Origin of the sequence: Escherichia sp. E10V5 (assembly GCF_004212315.1) — a bacterium.
Classification (GTDB): Bacteria; Pseudomonadota; Gammaproteobacteria; order Enterobacterales; family Enterobacteriaceae; genus Escherichia.
The window spans coordinates 1-24705 of record NZ_RHJM01000020.1 but is presented as its reverse complement, the minus strand read 5'-3'; the positions used below and the strand labels follow the sequence as shown (position 1 = coordinate 24705).

Annotated in this window: 22 protein-coding genes; 11 read left to right on the top strand and 11 right to left on the bottom strand. The window is 50.8% G+C overall.

The window, feature by feature from the left end; genetic code table 11:
• Nucleotides 1–15 precede the first annotated feature (15 nt).
• The gene (locus tag D9738_RS14700) at nt 16–1266 is read left to right on the top strand and encodes a NupC/NupG family nucleoside CNT transporter (protein ID WP_130260499.1); all 1251 of its coding nucleotides are present in this window, start codon (nt 16–18) and stop codon (nt 1264–1266) included.
• Nucleotides 1267–1320: 54 nt separating this feature from the next.
• Here the strand turns inward: D9738_RS14700 and D9738_RS14695 are convergent, their stop codons facing one another.
• From D9738_RS14695 to D9738_RS14685, 3 genes are all read right to left on the bottom strand, one after another.
• Nucleotides 1321–2409 (bottom strand): sugar kinase, encoded by a 1089-nt coding sequence (locus D9738_RS14695; RefSeq protein ID WP_130260498.1) that lies wholly within the window; start codon nt 2407–2409, stop codon nt 1321–1323.
• Nucleotides 2410–2411: 2 nt separating this feature from the next.
• Nucleotides 2412–3269 carry a deoxyribonuclease IV gene (gene nfo / locus D9738_RS14690; protein ID WP_000873880.1) on the bottom strand — a complete coding sequence of 286 codons (858 nt, stop codon included), beginning with the start codon at nt 3267–3269 and terminating at the stop codon, nt 2412–2414.
• A gap of 73 nt (nt 3270–3342) precedes the next feature.
• The gene (locus D9738_RS14685) at nt 3343–4392 is read right to left on the bottom strand and encodes a YeiH family protein (protein WP_000182044.1); all 1050 of its coding nucleotides are present in this window, start codon (nt 4390–4392) and stop codon (nt 3343–3345) included.
• Nucleotides 4393–4490: 98 nt separating this feature from the next.
• Between D9738_RS14685 and yieE the strand changes: the two genes are divergently transcribed.
• The 3 genes from yieE to cirA all read left to right on the top strand — a co-directional run bounded on the left by yieE (nt 4491) and on the right by cirA (nt 9323).
• Entirely contained in the window at nt 4491–5372 is an 882-nt protein-coding gene (gene yieE / locus D9738_RS14680) for a DNA-binding transcriptional regulator YeiE (protein WP_130207074.1), read from the top strand.
• Nucleotides 5373–5576: 204 nt separating this feature from the next.
• On the top strand, nt 5577–7046 hold the full coding sequence (lysP, locus tag D9738_RS14675; RefSeq protein WP_130207072.1) for a lysine-specific permease: 1470 nt from the start codon (nt 5577–5579) through the stop codon (nt 7044–7046).
• Nucleotides 7047–7331: 285 nt separating this feature from the next.
• Nucleotides 7332–9323, top strand: a complete 1992-nt coding sequence (cirA, locus tag D9738_RS14670) for a catecholate siderophore receptor CirA (protein WP_130207070.1) — start codon at nt 7332–7334, stop codon at nt 9321–9323.
• A gap of 31 nt (nt 9324–9354) precedes the next feature.
• Here the strand turns inward: cirA and yeiG are convergent, their stop codons facing one another.
• Nucleotides 9355–10191: an S-formylglutathione hydrolase gene (yeiG, locus tag D9738_RS14665; RefSeq protein ID WP_130260497.1), complete on the bottom strand. Its 837-nt coding sequence runs from the start codon at nt 10189–10191 to the stop codon at nt 9355–9357.
• Nucleotides 10192–10448: 257 nt separating this feature from the next.
• Between yeiG and folE the strand changes: the two genes are divergently transcribed.
• The 6 genes from folE (at nt 10449) to mglC (ending at nt 17358) form a co-directional block, all read left to right on the top strand.
• Nucleotides 10449–11117, top strand: a complete 669-nt coding sequence (gene folE / locus D9738_RS14660) for a GTP cyclohydrolase I FolE (RefSeq protein ID WP_001139613.1) — start codon at nt 10449–10451, stop codon at nt 11115–11117.
• A 16-nt stretch (nt 11118–11133) separates the two neighbouring features.
• Nucleotides 11134–12291, top strand: a complete 1158-nt coding sequence (gene yeiB, locus D9738_RS14655) for a DUF418 domain-containing protein YeiB (RefSeq protein WP_130260496.1) — start codon at nt 11134–11136, stop codon at nt 12289–12291.
• 141 nt (nt 12292–12432) lie between these two features.
• Nucleotides 12433–13455 (top strand): HTH-type transcriptional regulator GalS, encoded by a 1023-nt coding sequence (galS, locus tag D9738_RS14650; protein ID WP_130207064.1) that lies wholly within the window; start codon nt 12433–12435, stop codon nt 13453–13455.
• A 297-nt stretch (nt 13456–13752) separates the two neighbouring features.
• Entirely contained in the window at nt 13753–14751 is a 999-nt protein-coding gene (mglB, locus tag D9738_RS14645) for a galactose/glucose ABC transporter substrate-binding protein MglB (protein WP_001036964.1), read from the top strand.
• A gap of 60 nt (nt 14752–14811) precedes the next feature.
• The gene (mglA, locus tag D9738_RS14640) at nt 14812–16332 is read left to right on the top strand and encodes a galactose/methyl galactoside ABC transporter ATP-binding protein MglA (RefSeq protein ID WP_130207062.1); all 1521 of its coding nucleotides are present in this window, start codon (nt 14812–14814) and stop codon (nt 16330–16332) included.
• A gap of 15 nt (nt 16333–16347) precedes the next feature.
• Entirely contained in the window at nt 16348–17358 is a 1011-nt protein-coding gene (gene mglC, locus D9738_RS14635) for a galactose/methyl galactoside ABC transporter permease MglC (RefSeq protein ID WP_001275110.1), read from the top strand.
• A 58-nt stretch (nt 17359–17416) separates the two neighbouring features.
• Here the strand turns inward: mglC and preA are convergent, their stop codons facing one another.
• From preA to D9738_RS14600, 7 genes are all read right to left on the bottom strand, one after another.
• The gene (gene preA, locus D9738_RS14630) at nt 17417–18652 is read right to left on the bottom strand and encodes an NAD-dependent dihydropyrimidine dehydrogenase subunit PreA (RefSeq protein WP_130260495.1); all 1236 of its coding nucleotides are present in this window, start codon (nt 18650–18652) and stop codon (nt 17417–17419) included.
• Complete coding sequence (locus D9738_RS14625) at nt 18646–19884, bottom strand: NAD(P)-dependent oxidoreductase (RefSeq protein ID WP_130260494.1); 1239 nt, start codon at nt 19882–19884, stop codon at nt 18646–18648. The genes preA and D9738_RS14625 overlap by 7 nt, the downstream gene beginning before the upstream one ends.
• Before the next feature lie 193 nt (nt 19885–20077).
• Nucleotides 20078–20317, bottom strand: a complete 240-nt coding sequence (locus D9738_RS14620) for a DUF2542 family protein (protein ID WP_130207056.1) — start codon at nt 20315–20317, stop codon at nt 20078–20080.
• A 2-nt stretch (nt 20318–20319) separates the two neighbouring features.
• Entirely contained in the window at nt 20320–21039 is a 720-nt protein-coding gene (gene sanA, locus D9738_RS14615) for an outer membrane permeability protein SanA (RefSeq protein WP_130207054.1), read from the bottom strand.
• A gap of 185 nt (nt 21040–21224) precedes the next feature.
• Nucleotides 21225–22109 (bottom strand): cytidine deaminase, encoded by an 885-nt coding sequence (gene cdd / locus D9738_RS14610; protein ID WP_130207053.1) that lies wholly within the window; start codon nt 22107–22109, stop codon nt 21225–21227.
• A gap of 129 nt (nt 22110–22238) precedes the next feature.
• A complete protein-coding gene (locus D9738_RS14605) occupies nt 22239–22934 on the bottom strand; it encodes a CidB/LrgB family autolysis modulator (RefSeq protein WP_130207051.1) in 696 nt (231 codons plus the stop codon).
• Nucleotides 22931–23329 carry a CidA/LrgA family protein gene (locus D9738_RS14600; protein ID WP_001295452.1) on the bottom strand — a complete coding sequence of 133 codons (399 nt, stop codon included), beginning with the start codon at nt 23327–23329 and terminating at the stop codon, nt 22931–22933. Before D9738_RS14600 ends, D9738_RS14605 begins: the two co-directional genes overlap by 4 nt.
• Before the next feature lie 272 nt (nt 23330–23601).
• Here D9738_RS14600 and dusC point away from each other — a divergent pair, with 272 nt between their 5' ends.
• Nucleotides 23602–24552, top strand: coding sequence for a tRNA dihydrouridine(16) synthase DusC (gene dusC / locus D9738_RS14595; RefSeq protein ID WP_130260493.1), 951 nt, complete (start codon nt 23602–23604; stop codon nt 24550–24552).
• Nucleotides 24553–24705 lie beyond the last annotated feature (153 nt).

Genomic DNA, 24705 nt, shown 5'->3' with positions numbered 1-24705 from the left:
GAAGAGATAATAACTATGGATGTCATGAGAAGTGTTCTGGGAATGGTGGTATTGCTGACGATTGCGTTTTTACTGTCAGTAAACAAGAAGAAGATCAGCCTGCGTACCGTTGGCGCGGCGTTAGTGTTACAGATCGTGATTGGCGGCATAATGCTGTGGTTACCGCCAGGGCGTTGGCTCGCTGAAAAAGTCGCTTTTGGCGTGCATAAAGTGATGGCGTACAGCGACGCGGGTAGCGCATTTATCTTCGGTTCTCTGGTCGGACCGAAAATGGATACCTTATTTGATGGCGCAGGATTTATCTTTGGTTTCAGAGTATTACCGGCAATTATCTTCGTCACTGCACTGGTGAGTATTCTCTACTACATCGGTGTGATGGGGATCTTAATTCGCATTCTTGGCGGTATATTCCAGAAAGCATTAAATATCAGCAAGATTGAGTCATTCGTCGCGGTCACTACCATTTTCCTTGGGCAAAACGAAATTCCGGCGATCGTGAAGCCCTTTATCGATCGTCTGAATCGCAATGAGCTGTTTACAGCTATTTGCAGCGGTATGGCCTCAATTGCCGGTTCGACGATGATTGGTTACGCTGCACTGGGCGTGCCTGTGGAATATTTGCTGGCGGCATCGTTAATGGCGATCCCCGGTGGGATCTTGTTTGCCCGCCTGTTAAGCCCGGCTACGGAATCTTCGCAGGTTTCCTTTAATAACCTCTCTTTCACCGAAACACCGCCAAAAAGCATTATTGAGGCCGCTGCTACAGGGGCAATGACCGGGCTGAAAATCGCTGCGGGTGTGGCAACAGTAGTCATGGCATTTGTTGCCATCATTGCGTTAATTAACGGTATTATCGGCGGCGTTGGCGGCTGGTTTGGTTTTGAGCAAGCCTCGCTGGAGTCCATTTTAGGTTATCTGCTGGCCCCGCTGGCGTGGGTGATGGGTGTTGACTGGAGTGATGCAAATCTTGCCGGGAGTTTGATTGGGCAGAAGCTGGCGATCAATGAATTTGTTGCTTATCTCAATTTCTCGCCATATCTGCAAACGGGTGGCTCTCTGGATGCTAAAACCGTGGCGATTATTTCTTTTGCGCTGTGCGGTTTCGCTAACTTTGGTTCTATCGGGGTAGTGGTTGGGGCATTTTCTGCGGTTGCGCCACACCGTGCGCCGGAAATCGCCCAGCTTGGTTTACGGGCGCTGGCGGCGGCGACGCTTTCCAACCTGATGAGTGCGACCATTGCCGGGTTCTTTATTGGTTTAGCGTAGTGCGCGATTTATGAGCCGGATAAGACGCGTTAAGCGTCGCATCCGGCAACATTGTTACACCATTGGCACTAATGAAAGCGCGTTATCGGCAGACAGGGTAGGGTTGTTTAAGCTGCCGCTGGCGCGCGAAATTGCCGCGCAGGCCATCGCAAAATGGGCGCTATCACGGAAACTGCTTCCTTCCAGAAAGCTATACACCAGGCCCGCCATAAAACCATCGTCAGCACCAAAACTGTCTACCGTCGTATGTGCTGGCGGAGTCAGCAAAAATTGTTCACCATCCTTTTCGCTGCAATAAACTGACTCATCGGGCAAATAAACAAACAGATGCTGAACACCTTGCTGATGCAACGCATTCACTGCGGCATTATGATCAGCATCGCTGGTTATCGGCTGGCCCCATAAAATTTCCAGCTCTGGCAAAGTGGGTTTCAGAGTGTGAATATGCGCCAGCCAGTGTTTGATTTTGCCCGCTTTAAATTCTGAAACGGTATCGACAAACACCGGGATTTCATCGGCAAGGGTGAAGACCCACTCCAGCGCCTCGGCAGTCAGGTTACAATCTGCCAGCACCACGCCCGCATGATGAAGTAAATCGCGCGACCCGTTCAGTAGTTGCGGTGTCAACTGTTCCAGCAGATGGGTATCGTTAATCGCCAGCACGGTTTCATCGTCTCGATTGGCAATTGCCAGATACGTCGATGTGCTTTGGCCGTGTAAACGAACACAGCCGGAGACATTCACTCCGGCGCGGCGCGTCTCTTCCAGGAGCATTTCGCCATAAAAGTCATCGCCAATCACCGAGAGTAAATGGACGTCGCGGCCTAACAGCGCCAGATTGTGGGCAATGTTGCGCCCAACGCCGCCCGCCGAGCAATGAATCGTACCGGGATTAGAGGCCGCTTGCGGATAACGGATATCCGCCATCCCGCGAATATCCATATTGATTGTTCCCACCACCACGCAATATTCCTGCTCGGTGAGAATGTAACCTTTGCCTTTAATCCGCCCTTTGCGCATTAAATCCATAATATGCGCCGCAACGCGCGAACGGCTAATTTGCAGCATATCCGCAATTTCATTCTGCTGAATCAGCGGGTTACGCCGTAAAATTGCAAGGATTTCCTTCTCCCGGTTGTTCATTTTCAGGCTACCGCTTTTTCAGTTTGTTGCGCTTTCAGCCAGGCGATCTCTTCTGCCCAGATATCCGGGTTGATGGTTTCGAGGATCAGCGGAATCCCGTCGAAGCGGTCGTCCTGCATGATCCAGCGGAACGCATCATGACCGATATTGCCTTCACCAAGGCTATGATGGCGGTCAACGCGGCTGCCAAAGGTACTTTTCGCATCGTTGAGGTGCATCCCGCGCAGATACTTAAAGCCAACAATACGAGCAAAATCAGCGAACGTTTTCTCGCATTCGGCTGGAGTACGCAAATCATACCCGGCAGCGAAAGCATGGCAGGTATCAATGCAGACGCCGACGCGGGATTTATCTTCCACACCGTCGATAATCGCCGCGAGATGTTCGAATTTAAATCCAAGGTTGCTGCCCTGACCGGCGGTATTTTCAATAACCGCGGTCACACCTTGTGTTTTATCCAGTGCAATGTTGATGGATTCGGCAATACGCGCAAGGCAATCCTCTTCTGAAATCTGCATCAGATGGCTGCCAGGGTGGAAGTTGAGCAAAGAAAGTCCCAGTTGTTCGCAACGCTGCATTTCATCTATAAAGGCATCGCGCGATTTTTCCAGGGCTTCAGCGACCGGATGTCCGAGGTTAATCAGATAACTGTCGTGGGGAAGAATTTGCGCCGATGTGTAGTGATATTTTTCACAGGCGGCTTTGAATTCATCGATGGTTTGCGTCGTGAGCGGTGCGGCACGCCACTGACGTTGGTTTTTGGTGAACAAGGCAAACGCGGTTGCGTCGATTTCGGCGGCGCGAATTGCGGCATTTGCCAGACCGCCAGCAGCACTAACGTGCGCTCCAATGTATTTCATGCGAGGACTCCTGTTAAACCCGCTGGAGGAAAACGGTAATGATAGCGGGTTAACAGGAGCAAGATGTAGTGGTTTATGCGATGACGCTTTGAATCACATAGTTAATTGCACCACCACCAACAATCAGCCAGGCAAACAGTACCAGTGCCATCAGCAGAGGTTTCGCCCCGGCTTTTTTCAGCGCGCTGACGTGAGTGGTCAGACCCAGCGCCGCCATCGCCATTGCCAGCAGGAATGTATCCAGCGTTACCAGCATGTTCACCACGCTCTGCGGTAACAGGTGGAACGAGTTAAAGATGGCAACTACGATGAACAAGATGGCAAACCACGGAATAGTGATTTTGCTTTTCTCGCCGCTGTTCGCCCCAGACAGCTGTTTAACACGCGCCGCCAGCAGGATGAGGAACGGGGCCAGCATCATCACGCGCAGCATTTTGGAAATAACCGCTGCGTTTTCTGCATCCGGGCTGATGGCATGACCTGCCGCCACCACCTGCGCCACTTCGTGCACAGTAGAACCAATGTAGATACCGAAAGTTTCCGGGCTAAACCATTGAGACATCAGTGGATATATCGCCGGGTAGAGGAAAATCGCGACGGTCCCGAAGATAACAACGGTTGCAACAGCCACGGTTACTTTACTGGCTTCCGCTTTCACTACCGGCTCAGTCGCCAGTACCGCTGCAGCACCACAGATACTGCTACCGGCACCGATCAACCAGCTGGTGTGCTTATCCAGACCAAACACTTTCTGCCCCAGGAAGCAAGCCAGCAGGAAGGTACTGGACAGCGTCAGCACGTCAATGATGATCCCACTGATACCGACATCGGCAATTTGTGAGAACGTCAGACGGAAGCCATAAAGAATGATACCCAGACGTAATAAATATTGCTTGGCAAACAGCACGCCACCGTCACAGCTTTTCCAGATGTGCGGATAGATGGTGTTGCCTAAAACCATCCCCAACAAGATTGCGAGGGTGAGGGCACTAAACCCGGCACCCGCAATCGCGGGAATGGAACCACCCCACAGGGCGACCCCGGTGATAACTGCACTCAGGGCTAACCCCGGAATAAAATGCCACAGTGTACGATGTTGTTTCTGTAAGGTGATATTCGTCATAACCCTCTCCTTTAACCGGGCATAAGGTTACGACTAACTGGTTTAAAAATAAAATTGATTATATATTTATAATTAATCTTTATAAGTGGTAAGCGACTATGCACATCACCCTCCGGCAGTTGGAAGTTTTTGCAGAAGTATTGAAAAGTGGATCAACCACCCAGGCGTCGGTGATGCTGGCGTTGTCGCAATCAGCAGTGAGCGCAGCCTTGACCGACCTGGAAGGGCAGCTTGGCGTGCAACTATTTGATCGCGTGGGTAAAAGACTGGTTGTTAATGAACACGGGCGGCTGCTCTATCCGCGTGCGTTGGCACTGCTTGAACAGGCGATTGAAATCGAACAACTGTTTCGCGAAGACAACGGCGCGATTCGTGTCTATGCCAGTAGTACCATCGGTAACTACATTCTGCCTGCAGTCATCGCCCGTTATCGCCATGATTATCCGCAGTTGCCGATTGAACTGAGCGTTGGGAACAGCCAGGACGTGATGCAAGCGGTGCTGGATTTCCGCGTTGATATTGGCTTTATTGAAGGACCGTGCCACAGCACTGAAATCATTTCTGAACCGTGGCTGGAAGACGAGCTGGTGGTTTTCGCCGCGCCGACTTCGCCGCTGGCTCGTGGTCCGGTCACTTTAGAACAGCTGGCCGCTGCGCCGTGGATCCTGCGTGAACGCGGTTCCGGCACGCGGGAGATCGTCGATTATCTGTTACTGTCGCATTTACCGAAGTTTGAGATGGCGATGGAATTAGGTAACTCCGAGGCAATCAAACATGCGGTGCGTCATGGGTTGGGAATTAGTTGCCTGTCGCGAAGGGTCATTGAAGATCAATTGCAGGCTGGCACATTAAGTGAAGTTGCTGTCCCTCTGCCGCGCCTGATGCGTACGTTGTGGCGTATACATCATCGGCAGAAACACCTTTCCAACGCGTTACGGCGCTTTCTGGAGTACTGCGATTCCTCCACTTTGCCGCGTTAATCTGTTGTACAGAAACCTACGGGGGCTGTGTCGATTTCGCGACGCAGCACCACCGGTATACATTCGCCGGAAAAGAGATTGGTTGCTTTACTTATAATCCCTGGACGATCATGAAGGTGTCTTATAAAAGCGTATTTCTACCGGAAGGATTGCAAATCGTCTGCTACAATCGCGCCTCATTTTTAAGATGGATAGCATTTTCGTATGGTTTCCGAAACTAAAACCACAGAAGCGCCGGGCTTACGCCGTGAATTAAAGGCGCGTCACCTGACGATGATTGCCATTGGCGGTTCCATCGGTACGGGTCTTTTTGTTGCCTCTGGCGCAACGATCTCTCAGGCAGGTCCAGGTGGGGCGCTGCTCTCGTATATTCTGATCGGCCTGATGGTTTACTTCCTGATGACCAGTCTTGGTGAACTGGCGGCATATATGCCGGTTTCTGGTTCCTTTGCCACTTACGGTCAGAACTATGTTGAAGAAGGCTTTGGCTTCGCGCTGGGCTGGAACTACTGGTACAACTGGGCGGTAACTATCGCCGTTGACCTGGTGGCCGCTCAGTTGGTCATGAGCTGGTGGTTCCCGGACACCCCGGGTTGGATCTGGAGTGCGCTGTTCCTCGGCGTTATCTTCCTCCTGAACTACATTTCAGTTCGTGGCTTTGGCGAGGCGGAATACTGGTTCTCACTGATCAAAGTCACCACGGTCATTGTCTTTATCATCGTCGGCGTGATGATGATTATCGGCATCTTCAAAGGCGCACAGCCTGCGGGCTGGAGCAACTGGACGATTGGCGAAGCACCATTTGCTGGTGGTTTTGCGGCGATGATCGGTGTGGCAATGATTGTCGGCTTCTCTTTCCAGGGAACCGAGCTGATCGGTATTGCTGCAGGCGAGTCCGAAGAACCGGCGAAAAACATTCCACGCGCGGTACGTCAGGTGTTCTGGCGAATCCTGCTGTTCTATGTGTTCGCAATCCTGATCATCAGCCTGATCATTCCATACACCGATCCGAGCCTGCTGCGTAATGATGTTAAAGACATCAGCGTCAGCCCGTTCACCCTGGTGTTCCAGCATGCGGGTCTGCTCTCTGCGGCGGCGGTGATGAACGCGGTTATTCTGACGGCGGTGCTGTCAGCGGGTAACTCCGGTATGTATGCGTCTACTCGTATGCTGTACACCCTGGCGTGTGACGGTAAAGCACCGCGCATTTTCGCTAAATTGTCGCGTGGCGGCGTACCGCGTAACGCACTGTATGCGACCACGGTAATTGCAGGTCTGTGCTTCCTGACCTCCATGTTTGGTAACCAGACGGTATACCTGTGGCTGCTGAACACCTCCGGTATGACAGGCTTTATCGCCTGGCTGGGAATTGCGATCAGCCATTATCGTTTCCGTCGCGGTTATGTGCTGCAGGGGCATGATATTAACGATCTGCCGTACCGTTCAGGCTTCTTCCCGCTGGGACCGATCTTCGCTTTTGTGCTGTGCCTGATTATCACTCTGGGCCAGAACTACGAAGCGTTCCTGAAAGACACTATCGACTGGGGTGGCGTAGCGGCAACCTATATTGGCATCCCGCTGTTCCTTATGATCTGGTTTGGCTATAAGTTGATTAAAGGAACCCACTTCGTACGCTACAGCGAAATGAAGTTCCCGCAGAACGATAAGAAATAAGTTTTACCCCTTCCTTAATAAAGCCCTCTCAACCGAGAGGGCTTTTTCTTTTCCTTAGTATTCATGCGGATATAAAATTTAACATTTGGATTGATAATTGTTATCGTTTGCATTATCGTTACTCCGAAATCAAAAAAGGCTGACAAATCAGAGGCTGTTCAGGCTTTTGGGATGATCACCTGCATACAAAAAAGTCTACCGCGATGCTGCCGTACGCAAGGGGACATGAAGAAGATGTGAGCGATAACCCATTTTATTTTCGTAGTTACCTCATGGAGATATGGAATGTTTAGGTTGAACCCTTTCGTACGGGTCGGGCTGTGTTTGTCCGCAGTTTCATGTGCATGGCCTGTGTTAGCGGTTGATGATGATGGCGAAACGATGGTAGTCACGGCATCTTCCGTTGAACAAAACCTCAAAGATGCGCCCGCCAGTATCAGTGTCATTACCCAGCAAGATTTGCAACGTAAACCAGTGCAAAATTTGAAGGATGTCCTCAAAGAAGTGCCGGGCGTACAACTGACTAACGAAGGGGACAACCGTAAGGGCGTCAGTATTCGTGGTCTGGATAGCAGCTACACCCTGATTCTTGTCGATGGTAAACGTGTTAACTCGCGCAATGCCGTCTTCCGCCATAATGACTTTGACCTGAACTGGATCCCGGTCGATTCCATCGAACGTATCGAAGTGGTACGTGGCCCGATGTCTTCACTGTATGGTTCCGATGCGCTCGGCGGCGTGGTGAACATCATCACTAAAAAAATCGGCCAGAAATGGTCAGGTACGGTAACGGTAGATACCACCATTCAGGAACATCGCGATCGCGGTGACACCTACAACGGCCAGTTCTTCACGAGTGGACCGCTGATTGACGGCGTGCTGGGAATGAAAGCTTACGGCAGCCTGGCAAAACGTGAAAAGGATGACCCGCAGAGTTCCTCTACTACCGACACGGGAGAAACGCCGCGTATTGAAGGATTCTCCAGCCGCGACGGCAATGTCGAATTTGCCTGGACGCCGAATCAAAATCACGATTTTACCGCTGGTTACGGTTTCGACCGCCAGGATCGCGATTCTGACTCGCTGGACAAAAACCGCCTCGAACGCCAGAACTACTCCGTAAGCCATAATGGGCGCTGGGATTACGGCACCAGCGAACTGAAATATTATGGTGAGAAAGTCGAGAACAAAAACCCTGGCAACAGTAGCCCGATTACTTCCGAAAGTAACACGGTCGATGGTAAATACACGCTGCCGCTGACGGCTATCAATCAGTTTGTCACGGTGGGTGGTGAATGGCGCCACGACAAACTTAGCGATGCGGTGAACCTGACCGGCGGCACCAGCACTAAAACGTCCGCCAGTCAGTACGCGCTGTTTGTGGAAGATGAATGGCGGATCTTCGAGCCGCTGGCGCTGACGACCGGCGTGCGTATGGACGATCACGAAACCTACGGCGAACACTGGAGTCCGCGAGCCTATCTGGTCTATAACGCCACCGATACCGTAACAGTAAAAGGCGGCTGGGCGACGGCTTTTAAAGCACCTTCGTTATTACAACTTAGCCCCGACTGGACGACCAACTCCTGCCGTGGCGCATGCAAGATTATTGGTAGCCCGGACCTGAAACCAGAAACCAGCGAAAGTTGGGAGCTGGGGCTTTACTACATGGGCGAAGAAGGTTGGTTGGAAGGCGTTGAATCCAGTGTGACCGTCTTCCGCAATGATGTGAAAGATCGTATTAGCATCAGCCGTACATCTGACGTCAATGCTGCGCCGGGTTACCAAAACTTTGTTGGTTTTGAAACGGGGGCAAACGGTCGACGTATACCGGTGTTCAGTTACTACAACGTCAATAAAGCACGTATTCAGGGTGTGGAAACTGAGTTGAAAATCCCGTTCAACGATGAATGGAAGCTGTCACTCAACTACACCTACAACGATGGACGCGATGTCAGCAACGGTGAAAACAAACCGCTATCCGATCTGCCGTTCCATACCGCTAACGGTACGCTGGACTGGAAACCGCTGGCGCTGGAAGACTGGTCGTTCTATGTTTCTGGTCACTACACCGGTCAGAAACGAGCCGACAGCGATACCGCTAAAACACCGGGCGGTTATACCATCTGGAATACCGGCGCGGCCTGGCAGGTGACCAAAGATGTCAAACTGCGCGCAGGCGTGCTGAACCTGGGCGACAAAGATCTGAGTCGTGATGACTACAGCTATAACGAAGACGGGCGTCGTTACTTTATGGCAGTGGATTATCGCTTCTGATGAGGAGATGCCCGGCGAACCGGGCGAACTTTCACTTCAGTAAATACTGCGCATGGAAGCGCAGATGATCCTCTATAAAAGAAGCAATGAAGTAATAACTGTGATCATAACCAGGTTGAATACGTAGCGTCATCGGCCACGCTTTCTGGCGCGCAGCTTCTGCCAGTACCGCGGGTTGAAGCTGGTCGGCAAGAAACTGATCGTTATCACCCTGATCGATAAGCGTCGGAATCACATCTTGCGCATTGCTGGCGTACATCAGCGCGCAACTGTCCCATTCCAGCCATGCATTTTTGTCCTCACCTAAATAGGTGCTAAACGCTTTGATTCCCCACGGGACGCAGCACGGATTCACAATCGGCGCAAAGGCCGAAACACTGGTGTATTTGCCCGGATTTTTCAGCGCCATAATCAATGCGCCATGACCCCCCATCGAATGACCGCTAATAGCACAGCGATCGCTGACGTTAAATTGCGATTGAATCAGCGTTGGTAATTCATCGCGCAGGTAATCATACATCCGGTAATGCGTCGCCCACGGTGGTTGCGTGGCGTTGAGATAAAACCCTGCACCCTGGCCTAAATCGTAGCCATCATCGTTGGCAACCTGTTCGCCGCGCGGGCTGGTGTCTGGCATCACCAGCACAATCCCCAGTTCTGCCGCTACGCGCTGAGCGCCTGCTTTGGTGGTGAAGTTCTCGTCATTGCAGGTTAAACCTGAAAGCCAGTACAGCACAGGCGGAGGGGCGTTGTCGCGGGGCGGTGGGAGAAAGATGCTGAACGTCATCGGGCAATTTAAGGTACTGGAGTCGTGCCGCCAGCGTTGCTGCCAGCCTTCAAAACAGCGGTGCTCTTCGAGCATTTCCATGCGTGGCTCCTTGTTGTGTTGTTTGCATTTTAGTCATCATACCGTTTATTCAATGCGCTGTGAGTAACTTTCACTTCCGCATATGCATAACGATGTTTTAACATCTAACGCTGAAAGGCAGCGGCAATTACAATAATTATCGCTGTGAATACTGGATTATGTGCGCCACCTCACGCACAATAATCGGGCTGCTAATCAGCTTAATAACTTTGCCCCCACGCAGGGCGGAGGCGTCACACCTGCAGGAGAAAACATAAATGCCATCACTCAGTAAAGAAGCGGCCCTGGTTCATGAAGCGTTAGTTGCGCGAGGACTGGAAACACCGCTGCGCCCGCCCGTGCATGAAATGGATAACGAAACGCGCAAAAGCCTTATCGCCGGTCATATGACTGAAATCATGCAGCTATTGAATCTCGACCTCGCTGATGACAGTTTGATGGAAACGCCGCATCGCATCGCTAAAATGTATGTCGATGAAATTTTCTCCGGTCTGGATTACGCCAATTTCCCGAAAATCACCCTCATTGAAAACAAAATGAAGGTCGATGAAATGGTCACCGTGCGCGATATCACCCTGACCAGCACCTGCGAGCACCATTTTGTCACTATCGATGGCAAAGCGACGGTAGCCTATATCCCGAAAGATTCGGTGATTGGCCTGTCGAAAATTAACCGCATCGTGCAGTTCTTTGCCCAGCGCCCGCAGGTGCAGGAACGTCTGACTCAGCAAATCCTCATTGCGCTGCAAACGCTGCTGGGGACCAATAACGTGGCTGTCTCCATCGACGCGGTGCATTACTGCGTGAAAGCGCGTGGCATCCGCGATGCAACCAGCGCCACGACAACGACCTCCCTCGGTGGTTTGTTCAAATCCAGTCAGAATACGCGGCACGAGTTTCTGCGCGCTGTGCGTCATCACAACTGATTAAAAGGCAGGAACCATGGAGCGCAACGTCACGCTCGATTTTGTTCGCGGCGTCGCCATTCTGGGGATCCTGCTATTAAACATCAGCGCCTTTGGTTTACCAAAGGCGGCTTATCTCAATCCCGCCTGGTATGGCACTATTACCCCATCCGACGCCTGGACCTGGGCGTTTTTGGATCTCATCGGCCAGGTAAAATTCCTCACGCTTTTTGCGCTGCTGTTTGGCGCGGGCCTGCAAATGTTGCTGCCGCGCGGCAGACGCTGGATTCAGTCGCGGTTAACACTGTTAGTCTTGCTGGGCTTTATTCACGGTTTATTGTTCTGGGACGGCGATATCCTGCTGGCTTACGGGTTGGTGGGCTTAATCAGTTGGCGACTGGTGCGCGATGCGCCATCGGTAAAAAGTTTATTTAATACTGGCGTGATGCTGTATCTGGTGGGGATTGGCGTTTTGCTGTTGCTGGGGTTGATTTCTGACAGCCAGACCAGCCGCGCCTGGACGCCAGATGCATCGGCCATTTTGTATGAAAAATACTGGAAACTTCATGGCGGCGTCGAAGCGATCAGTAACCGTGCCGATGGCGTAGGCAACAGTTTACTGGCACTGGGCGCGCAGTATGGCTGGCAACTGGCGGGGATGATGTTAATTGGCGCGGCGCTGATGCGCAGCGGCTGGCTGAAAGGGCAGTTCAGCTTACATCACTATCGTCGTACCGGTTTTGTGCTGGTAGCAATTGGTGTGCTGATTAACCTTCCTGCTATCGCACTGCAATGGCGGCTGGACTGGGCGTATCGCTGGTGTGCCTTCTTACTTCAAATGCCGCGTGAACTTAGCGCGCCGTTTCAGGCAATTGGCTATGCGTCGCTGTTTTATGGCTTTTGGCCGCAATTAAGCCGCTTCAGGCTGGTGCTGGCAATCGCCTGCGTCGGACGGATGGCGCTAACCAATTATCTACTGCAAACGCTGATTTGTACCACGCTGTTTTACCACCTCGGTTTGTTTATGCAGTTTGACCGCCTGGAGTTGCTGGCGTTTGTCGTTCCGGTATGGCTGGCGAACCTGCTTTTCTCTGTTATCTGGCTGCGTTACTTCCGTCAGGGGCCGGTGGAATGGCTCTGGCGTCAGTTAACCTTGCGCGCTGCCGGACCTGCATTATCTAAAACATCCAGATAACGATCTGGATCACATTCATTAACAAAACGGCTGTAACCGTTTCCATTGCTGTGACTCGATTCACGAAGTCCTGTATTCAGTGCTGACAAAATAGCCGCCAGCAAGCAGTAACCTACTGCAATCTCATAACAGGTAGTGAATATGATCACCATTCGTGATGTAGCGCGTCAGGCTGGCGTCTCTGTGGCAACGGTTTCCCGGGTGCTCAATAACAGCACGCTGGTAAGTGCCGACACGCGTGAAGCAGTTATGAAAGCGGTGAGTGAGTTGGATTATCGGCCAAATGCCAATGCACAGGCGCTGGCAACTCAGGTGAGCGATACCATCGGTGTGGTGGTCATGGATGTTTCAGATGCATTTTTCGGCGCATTGGTTAAAGCTGTCGATCTCGTTGCCCAGCAACATCAGAAATATGTGTTGATTGGCAATAGCTATCATGAAGCGGAAAAAGAGCGTCACGCCATCGAAGTGCTAATCCGCCAGCGTTGTAACGCATTGATTGTTCATTCAAAGGCGTTAAGTGACGACGAGCTGGCGCAATTTATGGACAACATTCCCGGCATGGTGCTCATCAATCGGGTTGTGCCAGGCTATGCCCATCGCTGTGTTTGTCTGGATAATATCAGCGGTGCCAGAATGGCGACGCGCATGTTGCTGAACAACGGCCATCAACGTATCGGTTATCTCTCTTCCAGCCACAGCATTGAAGATGACGCAATGCGTAAAGCGGGCTGGATAAGCGCGCTGAAAGAGCAGGATATTGTTCCGCCGGAAAGCTGGATTGGCACGGGGACGCCGGATATGCCAGGCGGCGAGGCGGCGATGGTTGAACTACTCGGGCGCAATCTACAACTTACCGCTGTATTTGCCTATAACGACAATATGGCCGCTGGCGCTCTGACGGCATTAAAAGATAATGGCATTGCGATTCCGTTACATCTCTCAATCATCGGTTTCGATGATATCCCCATTGCTCGTTACACCGACCCGCAATTAACGACCGTGCGTTACCCCATTGCTTCGATGGCAAAATTAGCCACGGAACTGGCCTTGCAGGGGGCAGCAGGCAACATTGATCCGCGTGCCAGCCACTGTTTTATGCCGACGTTAGTGCGCCGCCATTCTGTCGCAATACGCCAGAATGCGGCGGCGATCACTAACTGAGCAAATCAGGGGATGTAACCGCTTTCAATTTGTGAGTGATTTCACAGTATGTTAACAATGTGGTAGCTATGATTGCACCGTTTTAACGTTGTAACTTGTATGTAACAGCGAATAATCGCTTTTATCGAGGTTATGGCGTCATAACAACAATTAGAGCCGTTTTATGGAGCGTTACCGGGCATGGACGAACGGATTTTTAAAAATGAGCTTCGGCGTTCAGTAACACTTCATTAACCATACTGGCCCGCCGAGCATTTATCTCAAGCACTACCCTGCATAAGAAAAACCGGAGATACCATGAATAAGAAGGTGTTAACCCTGTCTGCTGTGATGGCCAGCATGTTATTCGGCGCCGCTGCACACGCTGCTGATACCCGTATTGGTGTGACGATTTATAAATATGACGATAACTTTATGTCTGTTGTGCGTAAGGCTATCGAACAGGATGCGAAAGCAGCACCAGACGTCCAGTTGCTGATGAATGATTCACAGAATGACCAGTCCAAGCAGAACGATCAGATTGACGTGCTGTTGGCGAAAGGGGTGAAGGCGCTGGCAATCAACCTGGTTGACCCGGCAGCTGCGGGTACGGTGATTGAGAAAGCGCGCGGGCAAAACGTGCCGGTGGTTTTCTTCAACAAAGAACCTTCCCGTAAGGCACTGGATAGCTACGACAAAGCCTACTACGTTGGTACTGACTCCAAAGAGTCCGGCATTATCCAGGGCGATCTGATTGCTAAACACTGGGCGGCGAATCAGGGGTGGGATCTGAACAAAGACGGTCAGATTCAGTTCGTACTGCTGAAAGGCGAGCCGGGCCATCCGGACGCAGAAGCACGCACCACTTACGTGATTAAAGAACTGAACGACAAAGGCATCAAAACTGAACAGTTACAGTTAGATACCGCTATGTGGGACACTGCTCAGGCGAAAGATAAGATGGACGCCTGGCTGTCTGGCCCGAACGCCAACAAAATCGAAGTGGTTATTGCTAACAACGATGCGATGGCAATGGGTGCGGTTGAAGCGCTGAAAGCACACAACAAGTCCAGCATTCCGGTGTTTGGCGTCGATGCGCTGCCAGAAGCTCTGGCGCTGGTGAAATCCGGTGCGCTGGCGGGTACCGTACTGAATGATGCCAACAACCAAGCGAAAGCGACTTTTGATCTGGCGAAAAACCTGGCCGATGGCAAGGGCGCCGCTGACGGCACCAACTGGAAAATCGACAACAAAGTGGTTCGCGTACCTTATGTTGGCGTAGACAAAGATAACCTGGCTGAATTCAGCAAGAAATAAGACTGAACGGGCGCAATAGTTTATTGCGCCCTTATTGTATGACCAACAAGGTAAAATTATATGGTCAGCTCAACGACTCCGTCATCAGGTGAATACTTGTTGGAAATGAGCGGTATCAACAAGTCCTTTCCCGGTGTTAAGGCACTTGATAACGTTAATTTAAATGTCCGGCCACATTCTATCCATGCATTAATGGGGGAAAACGGCGCGGGAAAATCAACATTATTAAAATGCCTGTTTGGTATTTATCAAAAAGATGCCGGCACCATTTTATTCCAGGGTAAAGAGATCGATTTTCATTCTGCCAAAGAAGCACTGGAAAATGGTATTTCGATGGTACACCAGGAGTTAAACCTGGTATTACAACGTTCGGTGATGGACAACATGTGGCTGGGGCGATATCCCACCAAAGGCATGTTTGTTGATCAGGACAAAATGTACCGCGAAACTAAAGCGATTTTTGATGAACTGGATATTGATATCGATCCGCGTGCGCGCGTCGGCACATTATCCGTTTCGCAAATGCAGATGATCGAAATTGCTAAAGCGTTTTCCTATAACGCGAAAATTGTGATTATGGATGAACCGACTTCTTCGTTAACCGAAAAAGAGGTCAATCATCTGTTTACTATTATTCGTAAATTAAAAGAACGCGGCTGCGGTATTGTCTATATCTCGCATAAAATGGAAGAGATTTTCCAGTTATGTGATGAAGTCACCGTATTGCGCGACGGTCAGTGGATCGCTACCGAACCGCTGGAAGGGCTGACGATGGACAAGATCATCGCCATGATGGTTGGTCGTTCTCTTAACCAGCGTTTCCCGGATAAAGAAAACAAGCCGGGCGAAGTGATCCTCGAAGTGCGTAACCTGACGTCACTACGCCAGCCATCGATTCGCGATGTCTCGTTTGACCTGCATAAAGGGGAGATCCTCGGTATTGCCGGGCTGGTGGGGGCGAAACGTACCGATATTGTTGAGACATTATTTGGCATTCGCGAGAAATCTGCTGGCACCATTACGTTGCATGGCAAAAAGATCAATAACCATAATGCCAACGAAGCCATTAACCACGGATTTGCACTAGTAACTGAAGAACGCCGTTCAACGGGAATTTATGCCTATCTGGATATTGGCTTTAACTCATTAATTTCCAATATTCGCAACTACAAAAATAAAGTGGGCTTGTTGGATAACTCGCGGATGAAAAGCGATACCCAGTGGGTGATTGATTCGATGCGGGTAAAAACGCCAGGTCATCGGACGCAAATTGGTTCGCTCTCAGGTGGTAATCAGCAAAAGGTGATTATTGGTCGTTGGTTACTGACGCAACCGGAAATATTAATGCTCGACGAACCAACGCGCGGTATTGATGTTGGGGCGAAGTTTGAAATTTATCAGTTAATTGCCGAACTGGCGAAGAAAGGCAAGGGGATTATTATTATCTCCTCTGAAATGCCAGAGTTGTTAGGGATAACAGACCGTATTCTGGTTATGAGCAATGGCCTCGTTTCCGGAATTGTCGATACAAAAACAACAACGCAAAACGAAATTCTGCGTCTTGCGTCTTTGCACCTTTAAGATTAGGGGCTTCCCATGAGTGCGTTAAATAAGAAAAGTTTTCTTACTTACCTGAAAGAGGGCGGTATTTACGTCGTTCTTTTAGTTTTGCTGGCGATTATTATTTTCCAGGACCCAACATTTTTAAGTCTGTTGAACTTAAGTAATATTCTCACCCAGTCATCGGTGCGTATTATTATTGCGCTCGGCGTTGCAGGGTTAATTGTCACCCAGGGGACTGACCTTTCCGCTGGTCGTCAGGTGGGGTTGGCGGCAGTTGTAGCGGCGACGTTATTGCAGTCCATGGATAACGCCAACAAAGTGTTCCCGGAAATGGCGACGATGCCGATTGCGCTGGTTATTCTGATTGTCTGTGCTATTGGCGCGGTTATCGGTTTGATCAACGGCCTGATTATCGCCTATCTCAACGTAACGCCATTTATTACCACTCTCGGCACGATGATTATCGTCTACGGCATCAACTCGCTCTATTACGACTTTGTGGGGGCGTCGCCGATTTCTGGTTTTGATAGCGGCTTCTCCACCTTTGCCCAGGGATTTATTGCACTGGGGAGTTTCCGGCTCTCTTACATCACCTTCTACGCGCTGATTGCCGTGGCGTTCGTTTGGGTACTGTGGAACAAAACCCGCTTCGGTAAGAATATTTTTGCTATCGGCGGTAACCCGGAAGCGGCAAAAGTATCTGGTGTTAACGTCGGCCTGAACCTGCTGATGATCTACGCGCTGTCTGGCGTGTTCTATGCCTTCGGCGGGATGTTAGAAGCTGGACGTATCGGCTCGGCCACCAACAACCTCGGCTTTATGTATGAGCTGGATGCTATCGCGGCGTGCGTGGTGGGCGGCGTATCGTTCAGCGGCGGTGTGGGGACGGTCATTGGTGTAGTGACCGGGGTAATTATCTTTACGGTCATTAACTATGGCCTGACGTACATCGGCGTAAACCCGTACTGGCAGTACATCATCAAAGGGGCGATTATTATCTTCGCCGTGGCGCTGGATTCACTGAAGTACGCGCGTAAGAAGTGATGTGATTGTGGGTATTGCCGGATGCGCCGCATCCGGCAATCGGTGCCAAATGCTGGTTTTACAACGTTACCGGGTGTTCTTTCTCTCCCTTCTTAAACTTCACTTCCCCGAGATCGATACAACTCACCGGGCAAACATGACCGCAAAGCAAACAACCAACGCATTTTTCGGTATTACAATGCGGCGTGCGCGCTTTCTCGTTCCATTCCATCGCCTGATGACCGCCGTCGTAACAGGAAATGTAACAGCGCCCACAGCCAACACATTTATCGAGATTGATATGGGGATAGACGATATAGCTGCGGTCTAAATCTTCTGCCGGAACAATATTATGATTCGCCAGACCCACCATCTCCTGCAACGAGGCAAATCCCTGATCGGCAAGGTAATGCGACAACCCGCTCGCCATATCTTCCACTATCCGATACCCGTACTGCATAATGCCGGTGGTCACCTGCAAGGTTGCCGCGCCGAGCAATAAAAACTCCGCCGCATCTTCCCAGGTTTCAATACCGCCGATACCGCTGATCGGGAAATCGCGCAGCTCTGGATGGGTGCGCATTTGCTGAATAAAGCGCAGGGCGATCGGTTTCACTGCTTTACCGGAATAACCGGAAATACTCGATTTACCGTTGACGATCGGCATACCGATTTTCTGATTAAGATCGATATTGGTGATGGATTTGACGGTGTTAATCGCCGCAATGCCATCTGCGCCGCCGCGTTTTGCCGCCAGCGCCACTTCGCACATATCACCGATATTCGGCGTCATCTTCGCCAGCATTGGCAGCGTGGAACCACGTTTCACTGCCCGACAATATTTTTCTACCAGCTCCGGGCTTTGCCCGACATCGCTACCCATCGCATGGGAGGTCATCTGCGGACAGGAGAAGTTACACTCGATCATATCCGCGCCAGCTTCTTGTACCAGACGCGCCAGCTCTTCCCACTGCTGCTCATTTTCCCCCATGATCGAGGCGATCAATACTTTGTCCGGGTAATCTTCTTTCAGCCGACGCAGTGCGGCCAGATTCTCTTCCAACGGATGTTCAGCAATCTGCTCCATATTTTTGAAGCCGATAAAACCGGTATCTTCTTTCACCAGATGATCAAAACGCGGTGAGACTTCATTAGCGATAAAAAAGCCGATCGTTTTGAACACCACGCCACCCCAGCCGGTGTCGTAGGCTTTGGCGCACATCTCGTAGCAATTGCCAACCGGCGAAGAAGAGAGGCAGAACGGGTTGGGAAACTTCACGCCGCAAAAGGTAATAGAAAGATCTTTCGTTAACATGAGCAAGCTCCCTCTAAATAATGATGAATCGCCTCGGCGGCTTCTTTCCCGGTTTTCACTGCATAAACCACGGTTTTGTCACCCTCAACAATATCGCCAGCGGCAAACAGTTGCGGGTCGCGGGTCTGGTAATTTTGCGTTTCGATGGTGTTGCGCTGTGGTTCCAGTGCGGAAAAAGCGGCAAGTTCGGCATGTTGACCTACAGCGAGAATAATTTTGTCCGCAGCCATCGTCAGTTCGCCCGGTAAACGAACATGTTTAAACGTCACTTTATTGCCGTCTACAGCCAATGGCGTAAAGCCATCGATAATCGATACACCCAATTTTTGAGCGCTGGTGAACTCTTTCTTGCTTGCCGGAAACTCATCTAACTCTTCACGCGCTACGCAAGTTACTGCCTGGCAACCGAGAACTTTCAGCGTGCTGGCAACGTCCATTGCGACATCGCCGCCACCAATAATTAATGCGTTCTGCGGGACGCTGATATCGCCTTGTGCCTGGCGTGCGCGTTGCAGGAAATCGACGGCGATCTCAACATCGCTATGCTCAAACAGCGGCAGGGTGGCCCCGCGCGATAAACCGACAGTCACCAGTACCGCTCGGTTTTCCGCTTTAAGTTGCTCCAGGGGGAGTGTTTTACCAATCTCGCAATTGCACTTAATGGTCACCCCCATTTTTTCGATACGGGCGATTTCTGCATCCAGCACCGATTGCGGCAAACGAAATTGCGGAATGCCATTACGCAGCCAACCACCTGGCTGTGCTTCTTTTTCATAAATAGTGACGTCGTATCCCCGGTTGGTCAGTGTCACACTCGCTTGTAGCCCGGCAGGGCCTGCACCAATAATCGCCACTTTGCCGAGTGTTTTACTACCGGGCTGATAAATCTCCATTCCGGTTTGCTGCTCGAAATCAGTAACAAAACGCTGTAAGCGACCAATATCAATTGGGTCGTCGACACCGGCTCGTGTACAACCGCGCTGGCATAATTTTTCCGTCGGGCATACTCTGGCGCAAACGGCACCGAGCGCGTTATTTTCGCGAATTGTCTCGGCAGCACCTTTAAAATTACGAAAATAAATTGAGCGAATAAATTTTCCCGGATCGGTTTGCGCCGGGCAAGCCTGACTACAGGGCGCGTCGTGACATAATAAACAGCGAGAGGCTTCTTTAATCGCCAGTAAAGGCGTAAAAGCCGGAGTGAGTTCATCCAGATAATTTTGTTGCGGCATGTGATCTTCCTTAATGCTATAGGTAATTAAGGCGAGCGTTTAGTGAATAATAATGTATTGATATTAAGGCTAAGCGTGCGGGGAAATTTAAACTGTGAAAGGATTCACAAATAGCCGCGGTTAAGAATGTGATATCCGCAGCTTATCAGGTGAAGTAATAATTATTCTCAATAATTATCTGGAGAGGGAAATATTAACGATAGAAAATAAGATAAATAATCATGCCAATAGATAAAATTCCGAAACCGCAATACGCCACCATATACGCAAAGAAGAGTCCCGGATTTTTTTCGCGCCAGACATACACCGGTTCCGGCGAATTTTTAACCCGTTTATCAATCGCGCCAGCACGCCAGCCTTTCCACGCTTCGCGAAAACAAAATACAGGGATTAGGAAAAAAACGGCAACGACAAAAAACTGCTGTACATCCATAACTACTTTCCTTGTTTCTTTTGTAATTCAAGTAACTGCTCGGGCGTGACGGCGGGATAGCCCTGCGCATCTTCCGGCACTTGATGCATTGCCGGAATAGGGACCAATGGACCTAAAAAGCGCGGCTCACGTTTAAAAATATAAAGGTCAGCCAGCGCGCCGAAACGGGCGGCAAATTCGCGAATACGGACAGACCACATATCTTTTGGCGATGGTACGGCATAACACTGGGCCTGAATACCCATATGTAAAGCGATAAATAATGCCCGTTCACAGTGAAAACGCTGGGTGATAATAATGAAATCATTAGTATCGAACACTTTGCGCGTGCGTACGATGGAATCCAGTGTTCGGAAGCCCGCGTAATCGAGAACAATATCAGAGGGGTCGACGCCAGCGGCTATTAAATCTTTGCGCATGGTCATCGGCTCGTTATAACTTTGCAACGCGTTATCGCCGCTAAGTAATAGATAGTTCACCTTACCGCTGTTATAGGCATTAATCGCCCCCTGAATACGGTAGCGGTAATACTGATTAATGACTCCGGTGCGATAATACTTTGCTGTGCCAAGCACCACGCCGACCTGACGGTAGGGGAGATCCTGCAACTCGTCGTAGATATAAGGCGCGGTTTTCCAACTCATCCAGCGATCGAGGCCGAGCACAGTCAACAGCAGCAAGCCGATCATGACTAACAGGCTGTAGAACAGACGCTTTAACATGCAGAAGACTCGATCTCGGGAAATTTTTATCAGGCTACTTTACCCGCTGCTTTTGCGCAAGAAACGGTAAACTGTTTGCCGGGATTTTCGACATCAGGAGAGCGCTGACAAGCCTGAGGCAACGCTTATCAGCGTGCCAGACCTGTAGGCCGGACAAGGCGTTCACGCCACATCCGGCACCAGGCTTAAGCGAGAAGAACGCGGTCGATACTGTGACAACCGAGAGCTTTCAGCGTTGCTGAGGTTGCATCCCACTGAATCAACGGCGCATCGGCTTTTTCTGCCAGAACCGCGCGCTGGATATCCGGGTAATCATAACCCTTGAGATTCAACAGAATTAACGCACCCTGCAACGGCGGCAGAGTCGGGTTGAATGCGGCGTTTTCAGCGTAGCTGCCGCTGAAAATACGACCGTCTTTGCATTCCAGCGCTACACCGCTTGGTGACTTACTGTAAGGCATGTGCGAACGGTTTGCCGCGGCAATCGCTGCCTGAGAAAGCGCATCACCAGTGAGCGTAAAGCCGTGATCCTGCTCGTCCATCAGCAGCGTTTTTATCTCCAGATCTTTTGGCCCAAAGGCATCCGGCAGATAGTCACGCAGTGCGTGCGCTTCGCGACCCGGCAGATGAATACGCAGATCCAGACCGCTGTTCAGTTCATTCATAAACTGACGGCAGTGACCACAAGGCGTGTAGTTAACGGTGATGGCCGCGAGAGCTTTCTCACCGCTTAACCAGGCGTGGCTGATAGCACTTTGTTCGGCATGAACAGTTTGCTGCATTGTTGCACCAATAAATTCCATATTGGCACCGAAATACCATGTACCACTCACGCCGCGTGCAATAGCGCCAACGTTAAAATTCGACAATGGCGTACGCGCACAGGCCGCAGCCAGCGGTAGCAGTGCGAAAGCCAACGCGTCTTCGTCCAGCCCGGTTGCGCTCTTAAGCGAAGAGACTTGCTCCCCGGTCAACAAAGCGGGGAAGTACTTGTCTGCCAGAATAGGTTCCAGCGCAGATTGCAAGTTATCCGCAAGTTGGGCAAAAGCAGTTTGAAAACGTGGATGCATGGCGTTGCCTCATAATCATGTAATGGGATAACAGTTTACGAACCTGCTATGGCTTTATATGTGATCTGAATCTCATTAATTATGCAACAAGTGAAACGTACATCAAAAATGCGCGACGCATCGCAAATTTTAGCCCATGACTGCCAGAATAATTGGGAAAAGGAACGGCGCGATCAACGAAGTAATAATCCCGCATAACACCAGCGCCAGCGAACTAAATGCGCCTTCCTGATAATCCAGCTCGGCGCAGCGCGCCGTACCGAGGGCATGGGAAGCTGTCCCCATCGCCAGACCGCGCGCCGCTTTGGTACGAATACGCATCGCATTAAGTAACGTATGACCAAAGACCGCGCCGAGGATCCCGACGAAAATGACACAAACTGCGCTGATTGCCGGAATACCGCCAATACTGCCGCCGACAGCCATCGCAATTGGCGTAGTGACCGATTTCGGTAATATTGACGCAGCAATTTCCGGTGAAGCCCCCATCAACAATGCCACGCAAGTCCCAGTCACCATCGCTACCACGCTGCCGATAAAACAGATGGTGATGATTGATTTCCAGCGTGCGCGGATCTGATGCAACTGTTCATATAAAGGATAGGCCAGCGCGACGACCGCCGGTTGCAGCAGATCGTTTAGCACTTCGCTACCTTTAAAGTAGCTGTCGTAAGAGATGCCGGTTAGCATTAAAAAAGGAATGATCACCACCATTGCCACCAGCAACGGGTTAAGCAAGGGAAACTTATACCGCGCCGCCAGCTTGCGGGCGGCAAAAAAGACAATCAACGTCAGCGGTAATGACCACCAGATATTTGCCATCATTCTTCTGATCCTTTCTGACCTACGACTTTACGTTCACCGTGCACCAGTTGAGAACTCCAGCTCACCACCAGAAAAACCACCAGCGTACTGACTGCACAGGAAACCACTACCGGGCCAAACTGCGCGCGTAGTAAATCAAAATATTGCATTACGCCTACGCCAATCGGCACAAACAATAGCGCCATATAGCGAATTAAAACGTAACACCCCGGATTGACCCACTTCGCCGGAAGAATTTGCAAGGCCAGCAGGACAAACAGGATCAGCATCCCGATAATGCTGCCCGGAATGGTTACCGGTAGCAGGGATGCAATGAAAATGCCTGCATACAGGCAGGCATAAATCAGGACGAAAGCGCGTAAATATTGCCAGATAATGTTCAGTGTCTTACTCATAATCAACACCCCAGATGAGATTGATTCATCATACAATTAATTCATAAAATGTGCTACAGATCACATTAAGAATTCATCGCTATTTTTCGCGCCTGGGTATGACGATGTGAGCAGCGAACTCAGGCAAATCTGCTTTTTCGCAACAGAAAGTGTGTTTGCCATAGATCAAGCATAGAGAGGGATTGCAGCTTTGCAGCAATCTCACTCGGCAGACCTTTAATCCGCTGACCGGAGGCGCTAACATAGCGCCTCATTTTTTTGCGGGTGATGATATGCGTGTGTTACTGGCGCCAATGGAGGGGGTACTTGACTCTCTGGTGCGCGAATTGCTGACCGAAGTTAACGACTACGATCTGTGCATCACTGAGTTTGTTCGCGTGGTGGATCAACTGCTGCCGGTAAAAGTTTTTCATCGCATTTGTCCTGAGCTACAAAACGCCAGCCGTACTCCTTCAGGTACGCTGGTGCGTGTACAGTTGCTGGGGCAGTTCCCGCAATGGCTGGCAGAGAACGCCGCCCGTGCGGTGGAATTAGGTTCCTGGGGCGTGGATCTTAACTGCGGCTGCCCGTCGAAAACGGTTAACGGCAGCGGTGGTGGGGCAACGTTACTGAAAGATCCCGAACTCATCTACCAGGGCGCGAAAGCGATGCGCGAAGCCGTACCGGCGCATTTGCCCGTCAGCGTGAAAGTGCGTTTGGGCTGGGACAGTGGCGAGAAAAAATTTGAAATTGCCGATGCTGTTCAACAGGCTGGTGCTACGGAGCTGGTGGTGCATGGGCGGACAAAAGAGCAGGGGTACCGCGCGGAGCATATTGACTGGCGGGCGATTGGCGAGATTCGCCAGCGGCTGAATATTCCGGTAATTGCCAATGGTGAAATCTGGGACTGGCAGAGTGCGCAACAATGCATGGCTATCAGCGGCTGCGACGCGGTGATGATTGGGCGCGGGGCGCTCAATATTCCCAACCTGAGTCGGGTGGTGAAATATAACGAACCGCGAATGCCATGGCCGGAGGTCGTTGCATTGCTGCAAAAGTATACCCGTCTGGAGAAACAGGGGGATACCGGGTTATATCACGTCGCGCGGATTAAGCAGTGGTTGAGTTATTTACGTAAAGAATATGATGAAGCAACGGGATTATTTCAGCATGTGCGGGTGTTGAATAATTCCCCTGATATTGCAAGGGCTATTCAGGCAATTGATATAGATAAGCTGCGATAATAGTGGAATCGCAGCTTATCAGAGACAATGAATCGCTTATTCAGCTTCATCATCTTGTTGCGCTCCTTTCATGAGCTAAGCCACATATTGCCACTGGCGCAAGGAGCGCGCAGGGGGAGGACAATCGCCTCCTCCCCCTGCACCCCCGGGCTC